21 protein-coding genes are annotated in these 20,681 nt (G+C 65.3%); 9 read left to right on the plus strand and 12 right to left on the minus strand.

Translation table 11 applies throughout. The annotated features are described in order from the left end of the window. Positions 1-4 precede the first annotated feature (4 nt). Positions 5-682, minus strand: a complete 678-nt coding sequence (locus DXY02_RS01365; protein WP_114987615.1) for a hypothetical protein — start codon at positions 680-682, stop codon at positions 5-7. Between the two features lie 59 nt (positions 683-741). On the opposite strand from DXY02_RS01365, the gene DXY02_RS01370 reads away from it, so the two are divergent. Continuing rightward, positions 742-1,191, plus strand: a complete 450-nt coding sequence (locus tag DXY02_RS01370; protein WP_114987617.1) for a thioesterase family protein — start codon at positions 742-744, stop codon at positions 1,189-1,191. On the opposite strand, the gene DXY02_RS01375 is transcribed toward DXY02_RS01370, so the two are convergent. From DXY02_RS01375 to menA, 3 genes are read right to left on the minus strand one after another with little or no spacing between them, the layout of a single operon-like run. Continuing rightward, positions 1,162-2,328, minus strand: coding sequence for an AMP-binding protein (locus DXY02_RS01375; protein WP_114987619.1), 1,167 nt, complete (start codon positions 2,326-2,328; stop codon positions 1,162-1,164). The genes DXY02_RS01370 and DXY02_RS01375 overlap by 30 nt on opposite strands. Continuing rightward, entirely contained in the window at positions 2,325-3,293 is a 969-nt protein-coding gene (gene menC, locus DXY02_RS01380) for an o-succinylbenzoate synthase (protein ID WP_114987621.1), read from the minus strand. Before menC ends, DXY02_RS01375 begins: the two co-directional genes overlap by 4 nt. Further along, the gene (menA, locus tag DXY02_RS01385; protein ID WP_114987623.1) at positions 3,290-4,234 is read right to left on the minus strand and encodes a 2-carboxy-1,4-naphthoquinone phytyltransferase; all 945 of its coding nucleotides are present in this window, start codon (positions 4,232-4,234) and stop codon (positions 3,290-3,292) included. Before menA ends, menC begins: the two co-directional genes overlap by 4 nt. A gap of 70 nt (positions 4,235-4,304) precedes the next feature. On the opposite strand from menA, the gene DXY02_RS01390 reads away from it, so the two are divergent. Further along, complete coding sequence (locus DXY02_RS01390; RefSeq protein WP_114987625.1) at positions 4,305-5,711, plus strand: isochorismate synthase MenF; 1,407 nt, start codon at positions 4,305-4,307, stop codon at positions 5,709-5,711. Here DXY02_RS01390 and gshB read toward each other — a convergent pair. Together gshB and grxC are read right to left on the minus strand one after the other, a co-directional pair. After that, the gene (gene gshB / locus DXY02_RS01395) at positions 5,678-6,601 is read right to left on the minus strand and encodes a glutathione synthase (RefSeq protein WP_114987627.1); all 924 of its coding nucleotides are present in this window, start codon (positions 6,599-6,601) and stop codon (positions 5,678-5,680) included. The genes DXY02_RS01390 and gshB overlap by 34 nt on opposite strands. A 3-nt stretch (positions 6,602-6,604) precedes the next feature. Beyond that, positions 6,605-6,862 (minus strand): glutaredoxin 3, encoded by a 258-nt coding sequence (gene grxC, locus DXY02_RS01400; protein ID WP_114987629.1) that lies wholly within the window; start codon positions 6,860-6,862, stop codon positions 6,605-6,607. Between the two features lie 77 nt (positions 6,863-6,939). Between grxC and prfB the strand changes: the two genes are divergently transcribed. From prfB to DXY02_RS01430, 6 genes are all read left to right on the plus strand, one after another. Continuing rightward, positions 6,940-8,068 (plus strand): peptide chain release factor 2 gene (gene prfB, locus DXY02_RS01405; protein ID WP_114987631.1). Its coding sequence is split into 2 segments (ribosomal slippage): positions 6,940-7,014 and positions 7,016-8,068, totalling 1,128 coding nucleotides; the frame shifts between segments, so codons are not numbered across the junction. Next, positions 8,055-8,237: a DUF3285 domain-containing protein gene (locus tag DXY02_RS01410; RefSeq protein ID WP_114987633.1), complete on the plus strand. Its 183-nt coding sequence runs from the start codon at positions 8,055-8,057 to the stop codon at positions 8,235-8,237. Before prfB ends, DXY02_RS01410 begins: the two co-directional genes overlap by 14 nt. Before the next feature lie 2 nt (positions 8,238-8,239). After that, positions 8,240-8,758: an rRNA maturation RNase YbeY gene (ybeY, locus tag DXY02_RS01415; RefSeq protein WP_114987635.1), complete on the plus strand. Its 519-nt coding sequence runs from the start codon at positions 8,240-8,242 to the stop codon at positions 8,756-8,758. 104 nt (positions 8,759-8,862) lie between these two features. Then, positions 8,863-9,270, plus strand: coding sequence for a diacylglycerol kinase family protein (locus DXY02_RS01420; protein WP_244276105.1), 408 nt, complete (start codon positions 8,863-8,865; stop codon positions 9,268-9,270). 14 nt (positions 9,271-9,284) lie between these two features. Continuing rightward, positions 9,285-9,878 carry an aminodeoxychorismate/anthranilate synthase component II gene (locus DXY02_RS01425; RefSeq protein ID WP_114987639.1) on the plus strand — a complete coding sequence of 198 codons (594 nt, stop codon included), beginning with the start codon at positions 9,285-9,287 and terminating at the stop codon, positions 9,876-9,878. A gap of 1,110 nt (positions 9,879-10,988) precedes the next feature. After that, positions 10,989-11,711: an MBL fold metallo-hydrolase gene (locus tag DXY02_RS01430; protein WP_114987755.1), complete on the plus strand. Its 723-nt coding sequence runs from the start codon at positions 10,989-10,991 to the stop codon at positions 11,709-11,711. On the opposite strand, the gene DXY02_RS01435 is transcribed toward DXY02_RS01430, so the two are convergent. Genes DXY02_RS01435 through mnmE form a run of 5 tightly spaced genes read right to left on the minus strand, consistent with a single transcriptional unit; the run spans position 11,695 to position 17,821 of the window. Beyond that, a complete protein-coding gene (locus tag DXY02_RS01435; protein ID WP_114987641.1) occupies positions 11,695-12,678 on the minus strand; it encodes an asparaginase in 984 nt (327 codons plus the stop codon). The genes DXY02_RS01430 and DXY02_RS01435 overlap by 17 nt on opposite strands. Next, positions 12,675-13,793, minus strand: coding sequence for a histidinol-phosphate transaminase (locus tag DXY02_RS01440; protein ID WP_114987642.1), 1,119 nt, complete (start codon positions 13,791-13,793; stop codon positions 12,675-12,677). The genes DXY02_RS01435 and DXY02_RS01440 overlap by 4 nt, the downstream gene beginning before the upstream one ends. Beyond that, positions 13,790-15,562, minus strand: a complete 1,773-nt coding sequence (argS, locus tag DXY02_RS01445) for an arginine--tRNA ligase (protein ID WP_114987644.1) — start codon at positions 15,560-15,562, stop codon at positions 13,790-13,792. The genes DXY02_RS01440 and argS overlap by 4 nt, the downstream gene beginning before the upstream one ends. Positions 15,563-15,605: 43 nt before the next feature. Continuing rightward, the gene (gene nadC / locus DXY02_RS01450) at positions 15,606-16,445 is read right to left on the minus strand and encodes a carboxylating nicotinate-nucleotide diphosphorylase (RefSeq protein WP_114987646.1); all 840 of its coding nucleotides are present in this window, start codon (positions 16,443-16,445) and stop codon (positions 15,606-15,608) included. 23 nt (positions 16,446-16,468) lie between these two features. Continuing rightward, positions 16,469-17,821, minus strand: coding sequence for a tRNA uridine-5-carboxymethylaminomethyl(34) synthesis GTPase MnmE (gene mnmE / locus DXY02_RS01455; RefSeq protein ID WP_114987648.1), 1,353 nt, complete (start codon positions 17,819-17,821; stop codon positions 16,469-16,471). 54 nt (positions 17,822-17,875) lie between these two features. On the opposite strand from mnmE, the gene DXY02_RS01460 reads away from it, so the two are divergent. Then, positions 17,876-18,349 carry a DUF2062 domain-containing protein gene (locus tag DXY02_RS01460; protein ID WP_114987650.1) on the plus strand — a complete coding sequence of 158 codons (474 nt, stop codon included), beginning with the start codon at positions 17,876-17,878 and terminating at the stop codon, positions 18,347-18,349. Here the strand turns inward: DXY02_RS01460 and DXY02_RS01465 are convergent. Continuing rightward, the gene (locus tag DXY02_RS01465; protein WP_114987652.1) at positions 18,346-20,679 is read right to left on the minus strand and encodes a bifunctional (p)ppGpp synthetase/guanosine-3',5'-bis(diphosphate) 3'-pyrophosphohydrolase; all 2,334 of its coding nucleotides are present in this window, start codon (positions 20,677-20,679) and stop codon (positions 18,346-18,348) included. The genes DXY02_RS01460 and DXY02_RS01465 overlap by 4 nt on opposite strands. Positions 20,680-20,681 lie beyond the last annotated feature (2 nt).

The following is a 20,681-nucleotide window of genomic DNA, read 5'->3' on the forward strand; positions in this document are numbered from 1 at the left end:
GCGATCAGCGCAACAGTCCGCGCTGATAGGCGACGTTCTGAAGGAAGAAGCTGGCCATGGGAATCACCACAAAGCCCCCCAGACCGCAGGTCGCCAGGGCCAGCAGCCCCGCAACGATCGCCGTCAACACCTCAAGCCCCACGAAGCTCAAGCCATTTTCCGAGCGATACACCACCTGAAACGACTGGGAGAAGGCTTCACCGATACCCATGTCGGTGACGAAGATGCGATTCACGAACACCGGCGTCACCAACGCCACGGCAATCCCGGGAAGGATGCAAAGCAGAAAGCCGATGGTGGTGACCAGCGAAAAGAACAGCCCCGCCAGCACATAACGCCACCAACGGCCGGTGAGCAGCTGAGCGGCCGTTGAAATCGTCACCACCTCACCGCGCTCGTAATAGAGGGCAGGAACGGCCACCAACAGCACCGACAACAGGCTGGCGAGGATGGAGAAAGGCAACTGAACCAATTGGGCGAGCACCGCTCCGAGCCCCAATGCCGCATCGCTGCTGCCGATGATCGCCGACACGGCAACGATGATCAGGCCGTAAGCCAGAACAGCCAGCAGCGACAGCACGATTGAGCCCACCCAGCTCACCAGCACCACTGGGATGTGCTGCAGGAAGGCCTGCCAGGCCTTCTGAATTGACGGAGGCTCGAAGGCAATCGGCGCGGCCATGGTTCGGGCGGGATTTCTGTCAGGGTGACAGTCGGCACCGGCTTGAACAACACATCGCCATGACCTCTGCCCCCTGGCTGGAGCTGAGCCGAACAGTGCGCTTCAGCGACACCGACGCCGCCGGTGTGATGCACTTCCAGCAGCTGCTGGGCTGGTGCCATCAGGCCTGGGAGGAAAGCCTGGAACGCTTCGGCCTGCCGGCCGGTTCAGTCTTCCCTGGCGGCCGCGGGGAGCAACCGAGCGTGGCCTTGCCGATCGTGCACTGCCATGCCGATTTCCGCGCCCCGGTGCAGGTGGGCGACAAGCTGCTGATCCGCCTGGAACCGGAACGGCTCGATCCCAGCAGTTTTGCGGTGAACAGCCAAGTGCTGCTGGAGGAGCAGCTGGTGGCCCAAGGCTGCCTGCGTCATGTGGCCATCGACGCCCAAACCCGGCGCCGCTGTGCCCTGCCCGATGGCGTGGACCGTTGGCTGGAAGCATCAAGCCTCGGCCGCATCCAACCGCTCTAACCACTCTCGCCAGCGCTGACGCTGCCATTTCCCCAGCGCGGAGAGGGCCAGGTCGGGGCACAACAGCCAACGCCGTGGCGTCTCCGCCGGCGGCCAAGGCCGAGTGAGGGCCTCAAGCCGCTGCAGCACCGCAGGGTCAGAACTGCCCACCAAGGCCACCAGCCGCTGCCCCCACTCCGGATCATCTACAGCAAGAAGCAGCACGGCACTCACCGGCAGCGATGCCGCCTGCAGCGCCGCCATCAAACGCTGCTCCAGCTGCTCGGGGAACACGGTTTCCCCCCCGGAGTGGATGGCTCCATCGATGCGCCCGGCAATCTGAAGGCTTGGGGTCAACGCGGCCTGATCCCCGGAGCGCCACCAGCCATCGCCATCCCCGAGCCATTCCCACCGATCCGGCTGATCAGCCCGCCAACAACCCAGCGCCAACCGATCAGTGCGCACCTCAAGCGCCCCATCAGCGGCCAGCCGCAGCTCCACATCCACCAGCGGGTCCCCACACCCGGGCTCGCCGGCCAAAAAGCGGTCCGGCGGGAGCGCCGCCACCATCGCCGCCGTCTCCGTGGACCCGTAACAGGGCGCCAGCGGCAGCTGCAAGGCACGCGCCTGATCCGCCAGCGGAGACGGGAGAGCCGCACCACCGATCCAGATCAGCTGCAGCTGCTGTAAGAAGGCCACCCCATCGGGATGGGCCAGCAGGCGCGCCAGCTGCGTGGGCACCAAGGACAGCACGGCAGGATTCGTCTCCCAAGCGGGCAGGCCCTGGCAGAACGCGAGCAGTTCGGCGGGGGTTTTCATCAACCCCGGCTCCAGTTGCTGATGCCCCGCGCCCCAGCAGCGGGCGCGCCAACAAGGCATCAGACCACTCACATGGGCCAGCGGCAGAGGATTGAGCAGCAGGGTGGAGGCGGGGTCCACGCCGATGCCCGTCAACCAATGGGCGGTGGCGGCGGCCGAACGGTCCAGATGAAGCGAAGGCTGGGCGCAGCAACGGCTGCCGCCACTGCTGCCACCACTGCGCACCAGCACCCCCGGTCCCGGCGGCAGCTGATCAATGGGCGCCGCTTCCGCCTCAGGTGACAGGGCCACCCACTGCCCCGCCGCCAGCCCCTGCTCCAGCCGCTCGAGCTCGCTCATGCCGCCGCGGCCCAGACCTGCTCTGGATCGTTGGAGAACATCGGCCCCGCTGGCGTCCAACCGGGGGCCAGGCCCGGTGCTGCCGGCGTGGGGCCCTGGGCCTGAAGACCGGCCAAATGCTCCAGCCAGCGCCGACCGATGCCGGTTTCAAACGCCGTGCTCAGCATCCGTTGGGGCAGCCCCGCCTGCAGCTCCCGCAACAGCAGGCGGGGATCGCCCTCCAGCGCAGGCCGACGCACCTGCCAGCCACTCCAGCTGCTGCGCAGCTCGGGGTGCTGGTCGAGGGATTCATCGAGGGCCACCGGCCCCAGCGCGGCCAACTGATCCAGGCCGGCTTGATCCTCCACCGCCAGCGGCTGCTCCAACCAGTCCAAGCGCGGGTCATCGCGCAACCGCTGCATCCAGACCTCAGCCGTGATGCGATCCCAGCCGCCGTTGGCATCCAGACGCAGCCGGGCCGTGGGCGGCAGCCGCTGGAGCAGCTGCTCAAGCAGCTGACGCTCCAGGCCATCTGGCGCCGTGGCCACCTTCCACTTGAATGTGCAGCTCTCCAGGCCACCCATCGATGCCGCAGCAACCTCCAGGGCCGAAAGCATCGCCTCGCCAGCCGGCAGCAACAGCGCCGGGGCAGGAGCATTCAGCCAGCCCTGGGGAGCATCAGCACCCACCACACCCTGCAGCTCCGCCAAGGCCGCCCCAAGGCCAAAACCCACCGGCCCCGGGGCCTCCCGCAACACAGCCTCCAGCTCAGCCTGAGGAAGCTCGTCCGGCAGCAAAGCGAGAGCCTGCTCACAGGCCATGAACTGCTGCGGCTGCAGCGGAGCCACTTCGCCCCAGCCCACGGCCCCCTGATCGTCATCCAGCCGCAGCAACCAGCCACAACGCTCCCGCAGCTCGCCGGCTGCCGTGCGCAGCGGCTGCAGCAAGGCAAAGCGGAAGCGGCGACGCTGCAGCAGGAGCGTCATCCGCCCGTCCAGACGCGCGCCAGAGCCAGGCCCGCACTCAGCCCCAGACCATTCCAGCCCTGGAAGCGCAGGGCCAGAAACTTACTGCCACTGATCAGCTCCGGCCTGTCGTGGTGGCGCTGGAGCAGACGCATCAGCTGCACACCGGCAGGAAGGCCGAGAGCGCTCAACAACACCGTCGGAGGCCAGTCCCCATGCAGCACAGGCACCCACTCCAACGCCAGCGTCAAGGCCACAAACCAGGGCACCAAGGCTGCCGCCCGGGCCGTGCCCAGACGCACCACCGGCGAACGTTTGCCATGGGCAGCGTCCTCCTCCACCTGATGGAAGTGGGAGCAGAACAACACCAGGGTGGTCGCCAGGGCGGGGCCTGATCCCAAGATCCAGGCCGTGCCCCAAGGAATCGATGCTGCCCCCCGGGGCTGCAGCACAACAAGGGCCGCTGCGGTGGCAAACGGTCCAAAGGCCAGCCAGCACAGGGGCTCACCCAGGCCGCGGTAGCCCAGGCGGAAAGGCGGGCCCTGATACACATAACCCAGGCCGCAGCAGACCAACACCAGGGCCAGCACGGCCCCACTGCTGCTCCAGGCCAACCCGGCCATCACCAGCAAGCCCAGCACCAGCGCAGCAGTCGCCCCCTGGGCGACACGGTCCCGGCGGCCGGTGAGGTTCACCACGGAATGGGGTTTACCGGTGGCATCCACACCCGTGGCCGCGTCAAAAACATCGTTGCTGAGGTTTTCCCAAAGCAACAGCAGGATGGCCGACAGCACAAAGCCCCCCAACTGCAGCCAGCGCAGGGAGCCCGCGACCCCGAACTGCCATCCAGCCGCCAGCAGCACAGGCATCACGGCAACGGAATACATCGGCCACTTGATCGCTGCCTTCCACAAACGGCGCCGATCGGCGTAACGGGATGCGACAGCCTGCGGCTCAGACATGGACAGGACCCGTTCCCGCAGGGCGAAGACCCATACATTTGAGCAGTAACCCTGGCCGGAAACGCCGCGGATGTCGGCTGATTGTTGTTTCAGCACCCTCCTCTCCGCTGCCCAGCGGGGATGGTTGGCCTGTGACGGCGATGAAGCTCTGCTCAGCCTGGCCCTGCCGATCGAAGGGATCGACCCGCTTCTGGCCTTGCCGCAGCTGGCGGAGCACGAAAGCCTGCAGGTGCTGTGGGACAGCGCGCCAGGCCTCTGCCTGGCTGCCGCAGGGCCCTGCCAGGAACTGGAGCTGGCCGGCAGCCGTCGCTTTGAGCAGGCCCAGCGCTTCGCCGACCTCTGCCTGAGCCGGCTGCACGACACGGCAGCGGACAGCCCAGCCCATGCGCGGCCCCGGGTGCTGCTGCGCTTCCGCTTCTTTGATCAGGTGAGTGAGCGCCGCCGCAGTGAAGCGGTGGTGCCATCGGTGCAAGCCGTGCTGCCCCGCTGGCAACTCAGCCGTCAGGGACGCCGCGGCTGGCTGCGGCTGAATGGGGTTGTGAGCAGTGCAGCGGACTGCCGCGAGCTGGCGGAACAGCTCTGGCTCAAACACGAACAGCTGCTCAAGACGCCAGCCACGCCAACCCCCCTCAAGCCCCAGGCGCTGGTGACGGCAACGGAACCGGAAACCTGGCGGCAGCGCTACGCCGCAGCCCTCACCCGGGGCATTGATCTGGTCAACAGCGGCGACCTGCACAAACTGGTGCTGGCCGTGCGGCACCGCATCGTTCTGGCCGACACCTTCGACCCCTTGCCGCTGTTGAAGCGGCTGCGGCGGCAGCAGGCCGGCAGCTGCCGCTTCCTCTGGCAGCGTCACACCGGTGATGCCTTCTTCGGTGCGTCACCGGAACGGCTGCTCAGCCTGCGCGCCGGTTGGCTGCGCAGCGATGCGCTTGCCGGCACGGCGGGGCAAGGAGATTCCGGAGCGCAGCTGCTGCGCTCCGACAAGGACCGCCGCGAACATGAATTGGTGGTGGAAACCATCACCGACCAACTGCGCCGCAACGGGTTGACCCCCCGCCGCCGCCGCCAACCCCAACTGGCCCGCCACGGCAACCTCACCCATCTGCACACCCCGATCACGGCCGAAACCCATGGTCAGCCCGTCCTGGCGCTGGCCGAACAACTGCACCCCACCCCCGCCGTTGCCGGGTTGCCGCGACGCGACGCGATGGCCTGGTTGCGCACCCTGGAACCGTTTGAACGGGGCAGCTACGCAGCGCCGATCGGTTGGATCGACAGCGCCGGTGATGCGGAACTGCGGGTGGCAATCCGCTGCGGTCATGCCCGCAGTTGCGAGCTTGACCTCACCGCCGGAGCAGGCCTGGTGCGGGGATCCGTTGCCGAACGCGAGCTGCAGGAGGTGGGGCTGAAGCTGGCCGTGCTGGCGGACCAGCTGGAACTTCAGACCAGCGCGCGCAACCGCTCGATCGTCTGATCCGCTAGGGGCTGGTTCATCAGCCGCTCCACTTCCCGCACCCCCGTGGGACTGGTGACGTTGATTTCGCTGAGCATGCCGCCGATCACGTCAATGCCGACGAAGAACAACCCCTCCGCGCGCAGCGCCGGGGCCAGGGCCGCGCAGATCTGACGTTCCCGCTCGGTGAGTTCCGTGGCCTCCGCCTGACCACCCACGGCCAAGTTGCTGCGGAACTCCCCCGCTGACGGGCGACGGTTGATCGCCCCCAGGGGATCGCCGTCCACCAGCAGGATGCGCTTGTCACCTTCACTCACGGACGGCAAAAAGGCCTGTGCCATCACCGGCAGGCTTTCCTGCTCCGTCACCAGCTCCAGCAGGGCCTTCAAGCCCGGCGACTGGCCGTTGACCCGAATCACCCCAAGGCCGGCGCGGCCCCCCAGGGGTTTGAGCACGATCTCCTGCTGCTCTTCGGCAAACAACAGCAGTTCAGACACCCGCCCCGCCACCAGCGTGGGAGCCATCCAACGGCTGAAGCGCAAGGCCCCCAGCTTTTCGTTCCAGCTGCGCAGCGCACTGGGGCGATTGAGCACCCGCACCCCAGCCCGCTCTGCCACCTCCAACAGATGGGTGGCGTACAGATACGCCTCATCCACCGGCGGGTCCTTTCGCATCCAGATCACGTCAAACCCAGCCAACGCCTGACGTTCAGCCACCCCAACCGTGATCCAGGGCTCCGGCGTCACCGGCAGAGCAATCGCGAGGGGTTCATCGCCCCGTGCAATCAGATCGGAGGGCGTGCAGGCCCACACCTCATCGCCGGCGCGATGGGCGGCCTGCATCAGCGCAGCAGAGGAATCCTTGGCTGGATTGATCTGCCCCAGCGGATCCAGAACGAACAGCTGGCGCATCGATCAGGCCTTCAGCAGCGCATCGAGCTCACCGGCGCGATCCAGGGCATGGAGGTCGTCACAACCACCGATGTGGCGATCATCGATGTACACCTGCGGAACACTGCGGCGACCATCGCCCCGAGCCGCCATGGCATCCCGGGCAGGCTCATCCCCATCCACGCTGTGTTCGGTGAAGCTCACCCCTTTGCGATCCAGGAGCCCCTTGGCGCGGACGCAGAACGGGCAGGTTTGCCAGGTGTAGATCTCAACCTTGGCCATTGCGTTGGTGATGCCGGTGGTCGGATCCTATGCAGCTACTGCGCTGATAGCGTCAGAGGCTGATCAGGACCGAGTCCTTGCTGGATCTCACCGACTTCAAACGCGATCTCTCCGAGCTCACTGACCGCCTGGGCAATGCCCAGGACTGTCTTTGACGTTCCTGCACTGAACGCCAGGCAACAGGATCTCGAACAACTCGCAGCCCAGCCCGATTTCTGGGATGACCAGCAGAACGCCCAGAAGCAGATGCGGCGTCTGGATGAGGTGAAAGCCCAGCTGTCTCAGCTGGCCGGATGGCGCGGTGCGGTCGATGACGCTCAGGCCACCCTTGAGCTTTATGAGCTGGAGCCCGATGAGGACCTGCTGCAAGAAGCTCAGAACGGGCTGAACCAGTTGCGCCAGGGGCTTGACCGCTGGGAACTTGAGCGCCTGCTCAGCGGCGAATACGACAAAGAGGGTGCAGTGCTCAGCATCAATGCGGGGGCTGGCGGAACAGACGCCCAGGACTGGGCCCAGATGCTGCTGCGCATGTACACCCGCTGGGCGGAAGACCACGGCATGAAGGTGACCGTGGATGAACTCTCCGAAGGGGAGGAGGCGGGGATCAAGAGCTGCACGATCGAGATCGAAGGGCGCTACGCCTACGGCTACCTGCGCAACGAAAAGGGCACCCATCGCCTGGTGCGCATCTCACCGTTCAACGCCAATGACAAGCGCCAGACCAGCTTTGCCGGTGTGGAGGTGATGCCCAAGATCGAGGAGGAGGTCAAGCTCGATATTCCTGAAAAGGACCTGGAGATCACCACCAGCCGCTCGGGCGGCGCGGGTGGCCAGAACGTCAACAAGGTGGAAACGGCTGTGCGCATCCTGCACATCCCAACCGGGCTGTTTGTGCGCTGCACCCAGGAGCGCTCCCAGCTCCAGAACAAGGAGAAAGCGATGGCGTTGCTGATGGCCAAGCTGCTGGTGATCGCCCAGGAGCAACGGGCGGCCGAAATCGCCGACATCCGCGGCGACATCGTTGAAGCGGCCTGGGGCAACCAGATCCGCAACTACGTTTTTCAGCCGTACCAAATGGTGAAAGACCTGCGCACCAATGAAGAAACCAACGATGTGCAAGCGGTGATGGATGGGGCCCTCGACCCATTCATCGACGCCTCTTTGCGCCAGGGTGTTGACAGTCCCGGCGCCGATGCCGATTCCTGATCCCATGGCCATCGAAAGCACCCCACCGCCGAGTTTCGTCAAACAGGCCATGCGCAACATGGTGCGCAAGGGCAGCAAAAGCCTGTTTCACTTCGGCCTCACGGCCATGGGATTCCTCGGCTTCATCACCCTTGTGGCTTGGCTGGGGCGTCCAACCCTGCCGGGTTAGGCATGGAGCTCGACCTCGCACTGGATCGGGAGGGGGTGAAGCTGCAACCCTCCGACAGCAGTGACCTACTTGATGAAACTGCCTGGCTCCAGCAGTTGGAGCACTGGCTCAACGGGATCTGCGGCGATGCAAGCCTCGACTGCCCAACCCTGGTCCGTGCAGCGAAAGAGCTGAGCCTGGGACTGCGTTTCACCGATGACGCCACCATCGCGGATCTGAACAGCGCCTGGCGCCAGAAAACAGGCCCCACGGATGTGTTGTCGTTTGCCGCCCTCGACGACGCCGGCGACTGGATGGAAGGCCCCAGCATCGAACTGGGAGACATCGTCGTCTCCCTGGAGACGGCCCGGCGGCAGGCCCAGGAGCAGGGGCACAGCCTTCAGCGGGAATTGCGCTGGCTGGTGAGCCATGGCCTGCTGCACCTGCTGGGCCGGGACCATCCCGATGACGACAGCCTTGCCGCAATGCTGGCCCTGCAGGAGAGGCTTCTTGGGGATGGGTGGCCTGCACAACCCGGGTAGTCTTCGAACAGCGGGCGTGTGCCCTGCGGAGTCTGAGTTCCGTTCCGATGACCACTGAATCGCCCCGGACACCCTCCGCAGACGCAGCTTCAGAGGAAGTGGCTATGGTGCCCAATGCCATGCGACGACAGGGCAGCTGGCGCATCGCCGGTGATCTGCCCTCGAGTTTTCGCTACGCCGCCCAAGGCCTGAGTTATGCCTTCCTCACCCAGCGGAACTTCCGCATCCATGTGGTGACGGGGCTGGTGGTGTTTGGTCTGGCCACATGGCTGCAACTGGATCTGATCCGCCTGGCCGTGCTGGTGCTTACGGTGGCTGCCGTTCTGGTGTTGGAGCTGCTGAACACAGCGATGGAAGCGGTGGTGGATCTGGCCATTGGCCGGCGCTATCACCCCTTGGCCCGCATCGCCAAAGACTGTGCTGCCGCCGCCGTGCTGACAGCCGCCATCAGCTCCATGCTGATCGCTCTGTTTCTCCTGCTTCCGCCGCTCCTGCTCCGCCTGGGGCTCTGACTCCCGATTCGCAGATGCTGCTGGTCATCGACAACTACGACAGCTTCACCTTCAACCTGGTGCAGTACTTCGGTGAGCTCGCCGCCCAGCATCCGGTGGCAGCTGATCTACAGGTGCATCGCAACGATGCCATCAGCCTCGAGCAAATCCGTGCCCTGAAGCCCGACGCGATCCTGCTCTCTCCAGGCCCTGGCGACCCGGATCAATCGGGCGTCTGCCTCGACATCCTCAAAGAACTTTCAGCAAAGGTACCCACCCTGGGGGTGTGCCTGGGCCATCAGGCCATCGCCCAGGTGTACGGCGGCCGCGTGGTGCGCGCCCAGCAGCAGATGCACGGCAAAACCTCACCGGTGCTGCACAAGGGCGACGGCGTGTTCGCAGGACTGCCCCAACCGCTGACGGCCACCCGTTACCACTCCCTGATCGCCGAGCGCGACACCCTGCCGGACTGCCTAGAGGTGACCGCTTGGCTCGAGGACGGCACGATCATGGGCCTGCGGCACCGAGAGCATCACCACTTGCAAGGGGTGCAGTTCCACCCCGAAAGCGTGCTCACCGATCAAGGTCACCAAGTACTGGCCAATTTCCTACGAGAAGCCGAGGGCTGATCCTCCCCAGCACCATGCGGCATCTTGCACATCGGGATGCACAAAACGGCATCCACAACCATTCAGAAAAGACTGAAGACCAACAAGCAAACGCTCGAAGAGTTTGGCTACAGGTACGTCTCCAAAAAGCGCAAAGGGCTACTTAAAGCTGTTCTGGAGAACAATTTCAAACCCTGGCGGGAGCTGATTCGCGAGGCCGAGACCCAAGGCATGACACCGATCGTCTCCCATGAAGCTTTCTCGCATGTTCTCTGCCGCCCACGATCCTGCAAAAATGCCGACTGCATCGGTGATTGGCTGCTGAAGAAATTGAGCCAAACCGGGGTGAACATGACCGTGATCGGCTTTGTGCGGGATCAACCCAGCTATCTGAACTCGCACTACACGCAGCACGTCAAACGCTTCGCCACAGACCAGTCACTGGAGGCCTACGCCTCCAAAGCAATGCAGACAACAATCGGCAAAAGTTCCTGCGATCCAGAACAACTCTTCGGCTGGCTGCAAGATCACCCAGCAGTCCATGCGGTGTTTTTTCCTTATGGACGCTCGATCACCCCACCGCCAGCGCTCAAAGATGGCCCCAAGGAGCCCTTCGCGCAGTTGATCCATTGCCTGTGCATTCCAGAGTCCGTGCACTTCCAGCCGGTGGCCATCCTGAACACCCAGCCCGGTGACCTGGCCATTCGCACCGCCTTGGAACTGAGCCAAGAGCTCAAACGTGAGGGAATTCAGCTGGGCAAAAAAGCAAAGCGAGCTCGAACCCTGATCTGCCGAGAAGCCGAGCGGCGCAACTGGATGAAAACACCGTTTCAAGGGCTAGATCCAGAGCTCAATCAGGCGCATCCGGACCCACTTCGCAGCAGCCAACAACCGCTTTGCCCTCCGCGTCTGGGGACGGCCCTGGGATCAGATCTTCACCCCAAGTCCTGCAACAGCTGGCCGCATTCCCAGCACAGCAGAACAGAGGGAAATTCATCAGGCCGTCAAGCAGATCCGCCGCCGATTGGACCCGCAATCGCAGCGCCTCAAGCTCTGGATTCGATTCCTGACGGTTGCTCTCGGCATCAAAAAAGAACGCTGTTAGCGTCCAAAGCAGGTTCTTTTGCTTCCATGTCCGTCCTGCGTTCCGCTGTGACCGCCGCTGCAGGCCTGGCAGTTGGCCTCACATCGCCGGCCTTGGCGGGCGCTGGGGTATCCATCAGCAGCTACGGGCAACGGGCATTGCTGATTCAGGGGGGCGGCCAGTCGGTGCTGCTCAACCCTTACAAGGCCGTGGGTTGCGCTGCGGGGCTGCCTGAACCCCGGCTGACGCCCGGCGTTGTTCTGGCCAATTCCGAACTCGCCGATGAAGGGGCCCGCGACGTGGCCGGCGGCCGCTTTCTTGCCCAGCCCGGGTCTTATCGCATCGGCGGCCTGAGCCTTGAGGGCTTTACCAATCCCCACGACCGCGTGGGCGGACGCCGCTTTGGCAACGCCACCCTGTGGCGCTGGCAGCAGGGAGGCCTCAGCTTTGCCCACCTCGGTGCCACCGCTGGAGAGCTCACAGCTGCGGACCGGGTGCTGCTCGGCAACCCCGATGTGCTGATCATCGGCGTGGGTGGCGGCAGCAAGATCTACACCGCAGAAGAAGCTGCGGCGGTGGTGAATCAGTTGAATCCCAAGCGCGTCATTCCTGTGCAGTACGTCAACGGCGAGGCACCTAAAGGCTGTGATCAAGAGGGTGTGCAGCCCTTCCTCGATGCCATGGGCGGCACCGTCGTGCGCCGGGTGGGCCGGACCCAAACTCTGCCGGGCCGCCTCGACGACACCACCGTGATCACGGTGATGCAGTGACCAGCGCCTTCAGCTGATCTCTGTCCCAGCCCGCCAGCACAGCCAACAGCAACAACACCCGGGCTTTCTGGGGATTGAGGCTGCCTGCGGGCAGAAGCCCAAGCCGTTCATCCTCGAAATCGCGATGCACGGGTCCAGACCCGCAACGGTTGGCCCGCAGCATCAACGGCCGCTTCCCGGGCCAAGCCTCAAGCGCCGAACGCTCAGCCGCCGACAACTGGCCGGCGCCGGTGCCGGTGAACACCAAGCCCTCAACGCCGGCGTTGAGGCAAGCGTTGAGCAGGAGCGGCTCGGGCTCCACACACCCGTAGACGATCGGTACCTGGGGCCATTGCTCCTGCAAATCGAGCCCAGCAAAGGGCACCTGCCGGGATCCACTCGCCATGGGCAGATGAACGCCAACGTCATCCACCCAGCCCAAGGGCCCGCGACCGGGACTGGCGAACGCCCCAACCCCCTGGGTGGCCAACTTGGTGACCGACTGGGCGGAATGGATCTGGCCATCCATCACCACCAGCACGCCCTGACCGCGCGCTTCTGGGCTTGAGGCCACCTGCACCGCCTGCAACAAATTGAGGGGGCCATCGGCACTCAGGGCCGTGGCCGGCCGCATCGCACCCACCAGCACCACCGGCCGGGGATCATCGATCAACAGCTGCAGCAACCAGGCGGTTTCCTCCAGCGTGTTGGTGCCATGGGTGATCACCACTCCAGCCAGCTCGGGGTCTGCCGCAAAGGCAGCACGAATGCGCACCACCAGCGCGCGCCAATGGGCAAACAACAGGTCGGCGCTATCGACATTGGCGATCTGCTCAACACTGATCGCCGCCAGGCCTTGCAGCTGCGGCACCGCCGCCAACAGGGCATCACCCCCCAGCACGCCCGCGGTGTAGTTGTTCAGCGTTGCACTGTTCTCCGCACAGCCGGCAATGGTGCCGCCAGTGGCCAGCAGCAGCAGGCGGTTCATCGCTCCAGGGGGAGGAACGCCTCCATGAAGCGCTGCATCTGGCTGGTGGTGCCGATGCTCACCCGGAAACAACCATCAATCAGGGGCTTGCCTGCCATCGAACGCACCAGGATTCCCGCCTCGCGCAACGCTGCATCGACCTCCGCCACCGGGCCCTGGGGCCATATCAGCAGATAGTTGCCGCCATCGCAGTGATGCCGAACCCCCGCATCCTGCAGCGCCTGCAGGGTCCAGTCGCGAGCCCGCAGCACCTCGGCTACGTAGGCATCCACATACGACTGATCCGCCAAGGCGGCAAAGGCCGCGGCCACGGCCACGCTGTTGACGTCATAGGGCCCCGTGACGCGACTCACCCGATCCACCACATCGGCATGGCCGATGGCAAAGCCAATCCGCAAACCCGCCAAACCAGCTGTTTTGGCCAGGGAGCGGAACACCAGCAGGTTCGGTGTGGCCGTGAAATCTGCGCTCGGCAGCACGCTGTCTCCGGTGAAGGCTTCATAGAGCTCATCCACCACCACCAAGGTGCCCGGGGCTGAGGCCGCCAAGGCGATCACCTGATCGGCTGGCAAGCGCGTGCCGGTGGGGTTGTTGGGGTTGCAGATCAACAGCAGCCGCGGCGCTCGAGCCGCCAATGCCTCCTGAATGGCCGCCAGCGGGAAGTCGAACGTCTCCCCTTCGTAGGGAATCGCCTCGATCGTCATGCCCTGCATCCCGGCGCAGGGGCTGTAGTACCCGAAGGTGGGCGCTGTGGTCAGCAACGTCTCACCGGCATCGCCATAGGCCTGAAACACCGCATGGATGGCGGCATCCACACCGTTGAACAGGCCCACCTGATCCGGCTTCAATCCAAGCCGGCAGCCGGTTTCCTCCAGATTTTGGAGCAACGCCTCCCGCAGGCCGTCGTACTCCGGATAAACGGCAATCTCTTCGGTGCTGAAGTTGCGGAGCGCCTGGGCCACCAAGGGGCTGGGCCCAATCGTGTTCTCGTTGAAATCCAACCGCAGCATCTGGCGGCGACCCTCCAACGGCGCGCTGTAGGCCTTGAGCTGCTCAACGGCGGCGCGGGCCGCCGGAGCACCACCGGGTGTGAACGGTTGAGTGTTGTCGCTCACATGCGGTCCAGGGTGGCGATGCCCAGCAGTCCGAGCCCCAGTCTGAGGGTGTCGGCCGTCAAACGGCAGAGGGCGAGGCGGGATGCCAGCGCTTCAGGATCGGCCTTGAGCACTGGCACCTGGTCGTAGAAGCGGTTGAACACCTGGCTGAGCTCGAACAGGTAGCTGCACAAGCGGTTCGGCAGGAGCTCCTCCTCCACCTCAGCGATCACGGCGTCGAACTTGAGCAGCTCCCGCACCAGGGCCCACTCCTGGGGCTCGCTGAAGTTCAGTTGGGCCTTGGTGGCTGCAAGGTCGCCCCCCTTGCGGGCGATACCGGCGATGCGCACCACGGCATAGAGGAGATAGGGCGCCGTGTTGCCCTGCAGCGCCAGCATCCGATCGAAGGAGAACTGGTAGTTGGTGATCCGGTTCTGGCTGAGGTCGGCGTATTTCACCGCCGCCAAACCCACGGTGCCCGCCACATGCTGGATGAACTCCTCTGACTCGCTGCGTTCCTCCTCCTTTAGGCGTGAACGCAGATCGGTTTCGGCGCGCTCGACGGCTTCATCGAGCAGATCCCGCAGACGCACGGTGTCTCCCGCACGGGTCTTGAGCTTCTTGCCGTCTTCCCCCTGCACCAGGCCAAAGGGCACGTGCTCAAGCCGCGCACCATCCGGGATCCAGCCGGCCCGTTCGGCCACCTGGAACACACCGGCGAAATGGTTCGCCTGGCCGGCATCGGTGACGTACACCACCCGGCGAGCACCATCCCCCTCAGGAGCCGCTCCAAAGCGGTAGCGGATCGCCGCCAGATCGGTGGTGGCGTAGTTGAAGCCGCCGTCGCTCTTCTGCACGATCACCGGCAGAGGCTTGCCGTCCTTGCCCTGCACGCCCTCAAGGAACACACACTGGGCACCGTCATCGGTGACCAACAGCTCAGCGGCTTTCAGGCCATCAATCACCGCTGGCAGGAAAGGGTTGTAGAACGACTCGCCGCGTTCGCTCAGGCGAATGTCGAGCCGGTCGTAGATCTTCTGAAACTCGCGCCGCGACTGGTCGCAGAGCAGGCCCCAGGCCTTGAGCGACACCGGATCGCCCCCCTGCAGCTTCACCACTTCGTCGCGGGAGGTGGACTGGAAGGCTTCATCGTCATCGAAGCGCTTCTTGGCCTCGCGGTAAAAAGCCACGAGATCTCCAAGATCCACCGCATCGGCGGTGTCCAGGGCTTCCGGCGCCACCTGCTTGAGGTGGGTGATGAGCATGCCGAACTGGGTGCCCCAGTCGCCCACGTGATTGAGGCGCAGCACCGGATGGCCGCGGAACTCGAGCACCCGCGCCAGGGAGTCGCCAATGATCGTGGAGCGCAGATGCCCCACATGCATCTCCTTGGCGATGTTGGGGCTGGAAAAATCCACCACCACCGGCGCCGCGTTGCTAACCGCCGGCACGCCAAGACGCTCGTCCCCCAGCCGTGCAGCCACCTCCGCCGCAAGCCGCTCCGGGCGGATCGTGAGGTTGATGAAGCCCGGCCCGGCGATCTGCGGCTCTAGGCAGAGGTCGGTGAAGGCGGGATCGGCCTGCAGCTGCTCCACGATCGCCGTGGCGATCTGCCGAGGAGCCTGCTTCAAGGGCTTGGCCAGGGGCAGCGCGCCATTGGCCTGGAAGTCGCCGAATTCCGGCTTGCTGGCAGGGGCCAGCTGGGGGTCCAGCCCCGCATCCGCCTCCGGAAAGGCCCGTTGCATCGCCGCCCGCAGCTGGGCATCCAGGGACTGGGACAGGCTGAGCATGGGCAGTGCGTGGCCGGGGGAATCCGGCTCTGATCATCCCTCTTCAGGTGAAACGCATGCTCAGGTCCAACCAGCGGCTGCGGGTGACCGGCGCGCTGGTGGAGATCAGATCGATGCCGGTGGCGGCGTAGGCCTGCAACTGCTCCGGCTGAATGCCGGAGGCCTCAAGCACCACCCCACCGGCGCTGCAGTCCCGCAGGCGCGGCACCAGCTGCCTGAGCTGCTCGGAGCTGAACTCATCCAGCAGCACCCCGTTGGCGCCCGCCTGCACCGCCTCCAACGCCTGGGCTTCCGTCTCCGCTTCCACAATCACGGCCGTGGGCCAGGGGGCCTGCTCACGCACCGCCGCGATGGCCGCCGTGATGCCACCGGCCCAGGCGATGTGGTTCTCCTTGAGCATGGCCGCGTCATCCAGCCCCATGCGGTGGTTGATGCCGCCGCCGCAGCGCACCGCGTATTTCTCCAGCAGACGAAGCCCAGGCGTGGTCTTGCGGGTGTCGGCCAGACGCACACCGGTGCCCTCAAGCTGGGCCACCAATGCAGCGGTGGCGGTGGCAATGCCGGAGAGGCGCATGGCCAGGTTCAAGGCGGTGCGTTCCCCCGCCACCAAGGCCGCTGCGGGCCCCTGCAGCTCCAGCAGGCAGTCCCCGGCCTCGACGGCGTCACCGTCCTGCCGCAGCAGGCGAAGGCTCACCCCGGGATCCAGGCGCTGGAACAGGCGCTGCACCAACGGCCCACCACAGAACCGGCCCGGCTGTTTGGCGACCCAATGGGCCTGACCCTGCTGTCCCTGCAAGGCAGCCGCCGTTAGATCACCGCGGCCGATGTCTTCCGCCAGCCAGGCCTCCAAGGCAGCGGTGAGTGCCGGGGATTGCCAGTCCAAACCGTTTCAGACGTCCGCTGAACCTATTTTCCGATGCAGAAGCGCGAAAACACCCGATCCAGCACCGCTTCGGTGAGCTCTTCTCCAGTGATCTCCCCCAGTGCGCGGATTGCCTCCCGCAGATCGATGGTCCAGAAGTCCCATGGGAGCTGCTGGGCCGCCACCTCCTGGCCGCGGGCCAGGGCTTCGGCGGCTTGGGCAGCCAGATCGCGTTGGCGTTGGTTCAGCGCCAGCAGCACCCCTTCGGTTCCTGCAGCACCACAACGCTCCAGCAGGGCCTGCACCAGGTCAGCCTCCCCCGTGCCCTCCAAGGCCGACAACTGAACATCCACCGGCTGGGGAAAGGCCCCCGCAGGGAGATCCGCCTTGTTGGCCACCAGGATCCTGGGGATCTGCGCAGGGATGCGCGCCAGCAAGGCGGCGTCTTCAGCGGTCCAGCCCGCATGGCCGTCGAGCACCAACAGCACCATATCCGCCGTGGCCAGAGCTTCCTCGCTGCGGGCAATCCCCAGCTGCTCCACCGCGTCATCGGTGCTGCGGATGCCGGCGGTGTCGAGCAGGGTGATCGGCACCCCTTCCAGCACGATCTCGCTCTCCAGCAGATCTCTGGTGGTGCCCGGCAGATCGGTCACGATCGCCCGCTCGCGGCGGCTGAGCCGATTGAGCAGGGAACTTTTTCCCACGTTGGGGCGACCCACCAGGGCCACGCGCAGGCCCTGGCGCAGGGCATCGCCCCGCTCGCCATCGCGCACCAACTGCTGAAGCTCCAGCCGCACGGCTTGCAGCTTCTGCAGCAGGGCCTCGCCATCGAGGGGCGGCAGGTCCTCCTCGAAATCCACCCGAGCCTCCAGTTCGGTGAGCTGATCGAGCAGACGTTCCCGCAGCGCCGTGATCTGGGCCTGAATGCCGCCATCGAGGCCTGCCATCGCCAACTCGGCCGCCCGGCGGCTGCGGGCCGCCACCAGCTCACTCACCGCCTCGGCACGGGTGAGATCGAGCCGGCCGTTGAGCACGGCCCGCTGGCTGAATTCGCCCGGATGGGCCCGCCGCACTCCCGGCTGCCGCAGCACCTGTTCGAGCACCCGCTGCACGGCGATCACCCCGCCATGGCAGTGGATCTCCACCACGTCCTCGCCGGTGAAGCTGCGGGGCCCGCGCATCATCAGCAGCAGCACCTCATCGAGTCGGCGGCCCTCGCCATCGATCACATGGCCGTACACAACCCGGTGCGATCCCCACTCCTGTCGGCCCGGGCAGTGCACCACGCTGCGCCCCGTCGCTTCCGCAGCCGGTCCGGAGAGACGAATCACGGCGATGCCGCCCTGCCCTGGGGCCACGGCGGTGGCCACGGCCGCAATCGTGTCGGTGCTGGGCACAGCAGTCGCCGCTGGTGATCCATACCTAGGATCCGGCCGATTTCTGCTGGGTTCATGCGCCGGTTGCTGCGCCTCAGTCGCATCCGGATCCGCCGCGGGGTCCTCTGGTTGTGGAGACAGGAAGGCACCCCAGGCCAACGGGCCCGTGGCCTGGCCGCTGGCGTGTTCTGCGGCTGCTACCCCTTCTTCGGGCTGCAGATCTTCCTCAGCGTGGGTGTGGCCAGCGTGGTGCGTGGCAACCACCTGCTCGCCGCCGCCGGCACCCTGGTAAGCAATCCCCTCACCTATCTCCCCCTCTACTGGTTCAACTATCTGGTGGGCTGTCGGCTGCTGGGCCCAGGCCAAGGCGGGATCAACCTGGCGGAGCTGAATCGCAGCAGCCTGTGGGCCCAGGGGTGGGAGTTCAGCCAGCGCATCCTGCTCGGCTCCACCGTTGTGGGGATGGTGATGGCCATCGCCAGCGGCTGGATGGCCTACCGCCTGTTTCTGCAGCGTGAAGCCCGTGCCGTCGTGAGCCGAGGCAGCTAGCTCGTGCCCACCCGGGCAATCCCGATCACATCCGCCATCGAGCGGATCTGGTCCATGGTGCGGCTGAGCTGATCGGCACCCTCCAGCTCAACCCGCAGATCGATGCGGGCCGGCTTGCCCGCTGCCGTGGTGACCCGCGCGTCACTGACGTTGATGGCCCCATCGGAGAGACGCAGCAGGATGTCTTTGAGGATGCCGACGCGATCGATCACTTCGATCCGCAACTGCACCGGGAAGCGCTGTTTCTCCTGTTCGGCATGGGCGGTGTTCCAGCGCACAGGGAGCCGCCGTTCCCGCGGGATTGTCTCCACGTTGGAGCAGTCCTGCCGGTGAATGGTGATGCCGTGGTTGCCGAGGGCCACCGTGCCCACGATCAACTCACCCGGCAGCGGACTGCAGCAGCCACCGAGGCGGTAGTCCAAGCCCTCCAGGCCAAGGATCGCCCCTTCGCCTCCAGAACGGTCCGGCGCCAGATCCCGCGATGGCAGCAGCGCCGCGGCCACGTCTTCGTTGCTGGGTGGGGCCTGCTGCTGTTCCGCCAGCAGACGCATCTCTTCCCGCAAACGGTTGAGCGCCTGCTGCAGCGTGACGTCTCCGAACCCCAGTGAAGCCAGCAGGTCTTCGGTGGTGGGCACATTGCAGCGCTGCGCCACCCGCTCCATCGCCTCACTGTTGAGCAGGGCATCGAAGCCATCACGGCCCAGCTCCCGCTCCAGCAGATCCTTGCCCCGTTCAATCGTTTCGTCACGGTGGCTGCGCTTGTACCACTGGCGAATGCGATTGCGGGCCGTCGGCGTGGCAACGAAGTTCAGCCAATCGAGGCTGGGATGGGCCGTCTTGCTGGTGAGCACCTGAACGAAATCACCGTTCTGGAGCGGCGTCGCTAGCGGACACAACCGATCGTTGATGCGAACGCCATGGCAGTGGTTGCCCACCTCGGAGTGGATGCGATAGGCGAAGTCGATGGCTGTTGCCCCCTTGCGCAGACCGAGCACATCACCCTTCGGGGTGAACACGAACACCTCTTCGTCAAAGAGGTCTTCCTTGATCGAAGAGAGGTAGTCGTTGTGATCGTCGTTGCCGCCTTCCTGCTGCCAATCCACCAGCTGACGCAGCCAGTTGAACCGCTCCGCATCACTGCCGCTGCTAGCCGGTGAGCCGCCTTCTTTGTATTTCCAGTGGGCCGCAATTCCGAATTCGGCCACGTGGTGCATCTCGAGCGTACGGATCTGCACTTCGATCGGGCGATGCCGACCGATCACCGCCGTGTGCAGGGATTGATAGCCGTTGGGCTTGGGCAACCCGATGTAGTCCTTGAAGCGTCCCGGAATCGGGCGGAAGGTGTCGTGAACCACCGCGAGGGCGCGGTAGCAGCTCTCGACATTGGGGGTGAGGATCCGCAACGCCGCCACGTCGTAGATCTCGTGGAACTCCTTCTGCTGGCGCTGCATCTTGCTCCAGATGCCAAACAGATGCTTGGGGCGACCACTCACCTCGCAGTGCTCTAGGCCGGCCCGTTCCAGCCGCTCGTTCAGCAACCCCACCGTGACGCCCAGCCGCTGCTCGCGCTCGCTGCGCTTGGTGGCCACCTCCTCCTGAATCTCTCGGAAGGCCTCCGGTTCCAGCAACTTGAAGGCCAGATCCTCCAGCTCCCACTTGAAGCGACCGATACCAAGGCGGTTGGCGAGGGGGGCATAGATCTCACGGGTTTCACGGGCGATCCGCTGGCGCTTCTCCTCCTTCAACGCACCCAGGGTGCGCATGTTGTGCAAGCGATCCGCCAGCTTCACCAACACCACACGGATGTCGCTGGCCATCGCCAGAAACATCCTGCGCAGATTCTCCGCCTGAGCTTCCGTGCGGTCGTTGAAGTGGATGCCGCCGAGCTTGGTGACCCCTTCCACCAGTTCACGCACCTCGGAACCGAAGTGCAGCTCGATCTGATCGGGGGTGACGTCGGTGTCTTCGACTACGTCGTGGAGGAACCCCGCAGCAATCACCGGAGCGCTGGCGCCGATGTCCCGCAACAGATCAGCCACCGCCACCGGATGGACGATGTAAGGGTCTCCACTGGCGCGGAACTGGCCTTCGTGGAGCTGGAAGCCGAAATCGAAAGCCGACACCAGCAGCGCCTCCGCATCGGTGGGGCAGCTCTGACCAATGCCTGGCGGCACGTTGGCGATGCATTCCCTCAACCAGTCCGGGAGAGCGATGCCGTAATCGTCCGGATGGCGGACGGGATGGCGTCTCACTTCGGGCAACGCGCAGCCCGCAGTGGCCGAACCCGTGCTGGTTCGGGGCTCTTTGGGTGTGGAGGCAGCGTTGAGCATCC

Source organism: Synechococcus sp. N19, from assembly GCF_900474045.1.
In the GTDB taxonomy this organism is placed as follows: domain Bacteria; phylum Cyanobacteriota; class Cyanobacteriia; order PCC-6307; family Cyanobiaceae; genus Parasynechococcus.

Bases quoted from the DNA above. Each gene is read 5' to 3' on its own strand.
- DXY02_RS01430 (WP_114987755.1), top strand. From the start codon at position 10,989: ATGTCCGTCCTGCGTTCCGCTGTGACCGCCGCTGCAGGCCTGGCAGTT.
- DXY02_RS01390 (WP_114987625.1), top strand. From the start codon at position 4,305: ATGTCGGCTGATTGTTGTTTCAGCACCCTCCTCTCCGCTGCCCAGCGG.
- argS (WP_114987644.1), bottom strand. From the start codon at position 15,562: ATGCTCAGCCTGTCCCAGTCCCTGGATGCCCAGCTGCGGGCGGCGATG.
- DXY02_RS01375 (WP_114987619.1), bottom strand. From the start codon at position 2,328: ATGAGCGAGCTCGAGCGGCTGGAGCAGGGGCTGGCGGCGGGGCAGTGG.
- DXY02_RS01420 (WP_244276105.1), top strand. From the start codon at position 8,863: ATGGTGCCCAATGCCATGCGACGACAGGGCAGCTGGCGCATCGCCGGT.
- DXY02_RS01365 (WP_114987615.1), bottom strand. From the start codon at position 682: ATGGCCGCGCCGATTGCCTTCGAGCCTCCGTCAATTCAGAAGGCCTGG.
- DXY02_RS01435 (WP_114987641.1), bottom strand. From the start codon at position 12,678: ATGAACCGCCTGCTGCTGCTGGCCACTGGCGGCACCATTGCCGGCTGT.
- DXY02_RS01410 (WP_114987633.1), top strand. From the start codon at position 8,055: ATGCCGATTCCTGATCCCATGGCCATCGAAAGCACCCCACCGCCGAGT.
- menA (WP_114987623.1), bottom strand. From the start codon at position 4,234: ATGTCTGAGCCGCAGGCTGTCGCATCCCGTTACGCCGATCGGCGCCGT.
- menC (WP_114987621.1), bottom strand. From the start codon at position 3,293: ATGACGCTCCTGCTGCAGCGTCGCCGCTTCCGCTTTGCCTTGCTGCAG.
- grxC (WP_114987629.1), bottom strand. From the start codon at position 6,862: ATGGCCAAGGTTGAGATCTACACCTGGCAAACCTGCCCGTTCTGCGTC.
- DXY02_RS01465 (WP_114987652.1), bottom strand. From the start codon at position 20,679: ATGCTCAACGCTGCCTCCACACCCAAAGAGCCCCGAACCAGCACGGGT.
- DXY02_RS01370 (WP_114987617.1), top strand. From the start codon at position 742: ATGACCTCTGCCCCCTGGCTGGAGCTGAGCCGAACAGTGCGCTTCAGC.
- DXY02_RS01425 (WP_114987639.1), top strand. From the start codon at position 9,285: ATGCTGCTGGTCATCGACAACTACGACAGCTTCACCTTCAACCTGGTG.
- DXY02_RS01460 (WP_114987650.1), top strand. From the start codon at position 17,876: ATGCGCCGGTTGCTGCGCCTCAGTCGCATCCGGATCCGCCGCGGGGTC.
- gshB (WP_114987627.1), bottom strand. From the start codon at position 6,601: ATGCGCCAGCTGTTCGTTCTGGATCCGCTGGGGCAGATCAATCCAGCC.
- ybeY (WP_114987635.1), top strand. From the start codon at position 8,240: ATGGAGCTCGACCTCGCACTGGATCGGGAGGGGGTGAAGCTGCAACCC.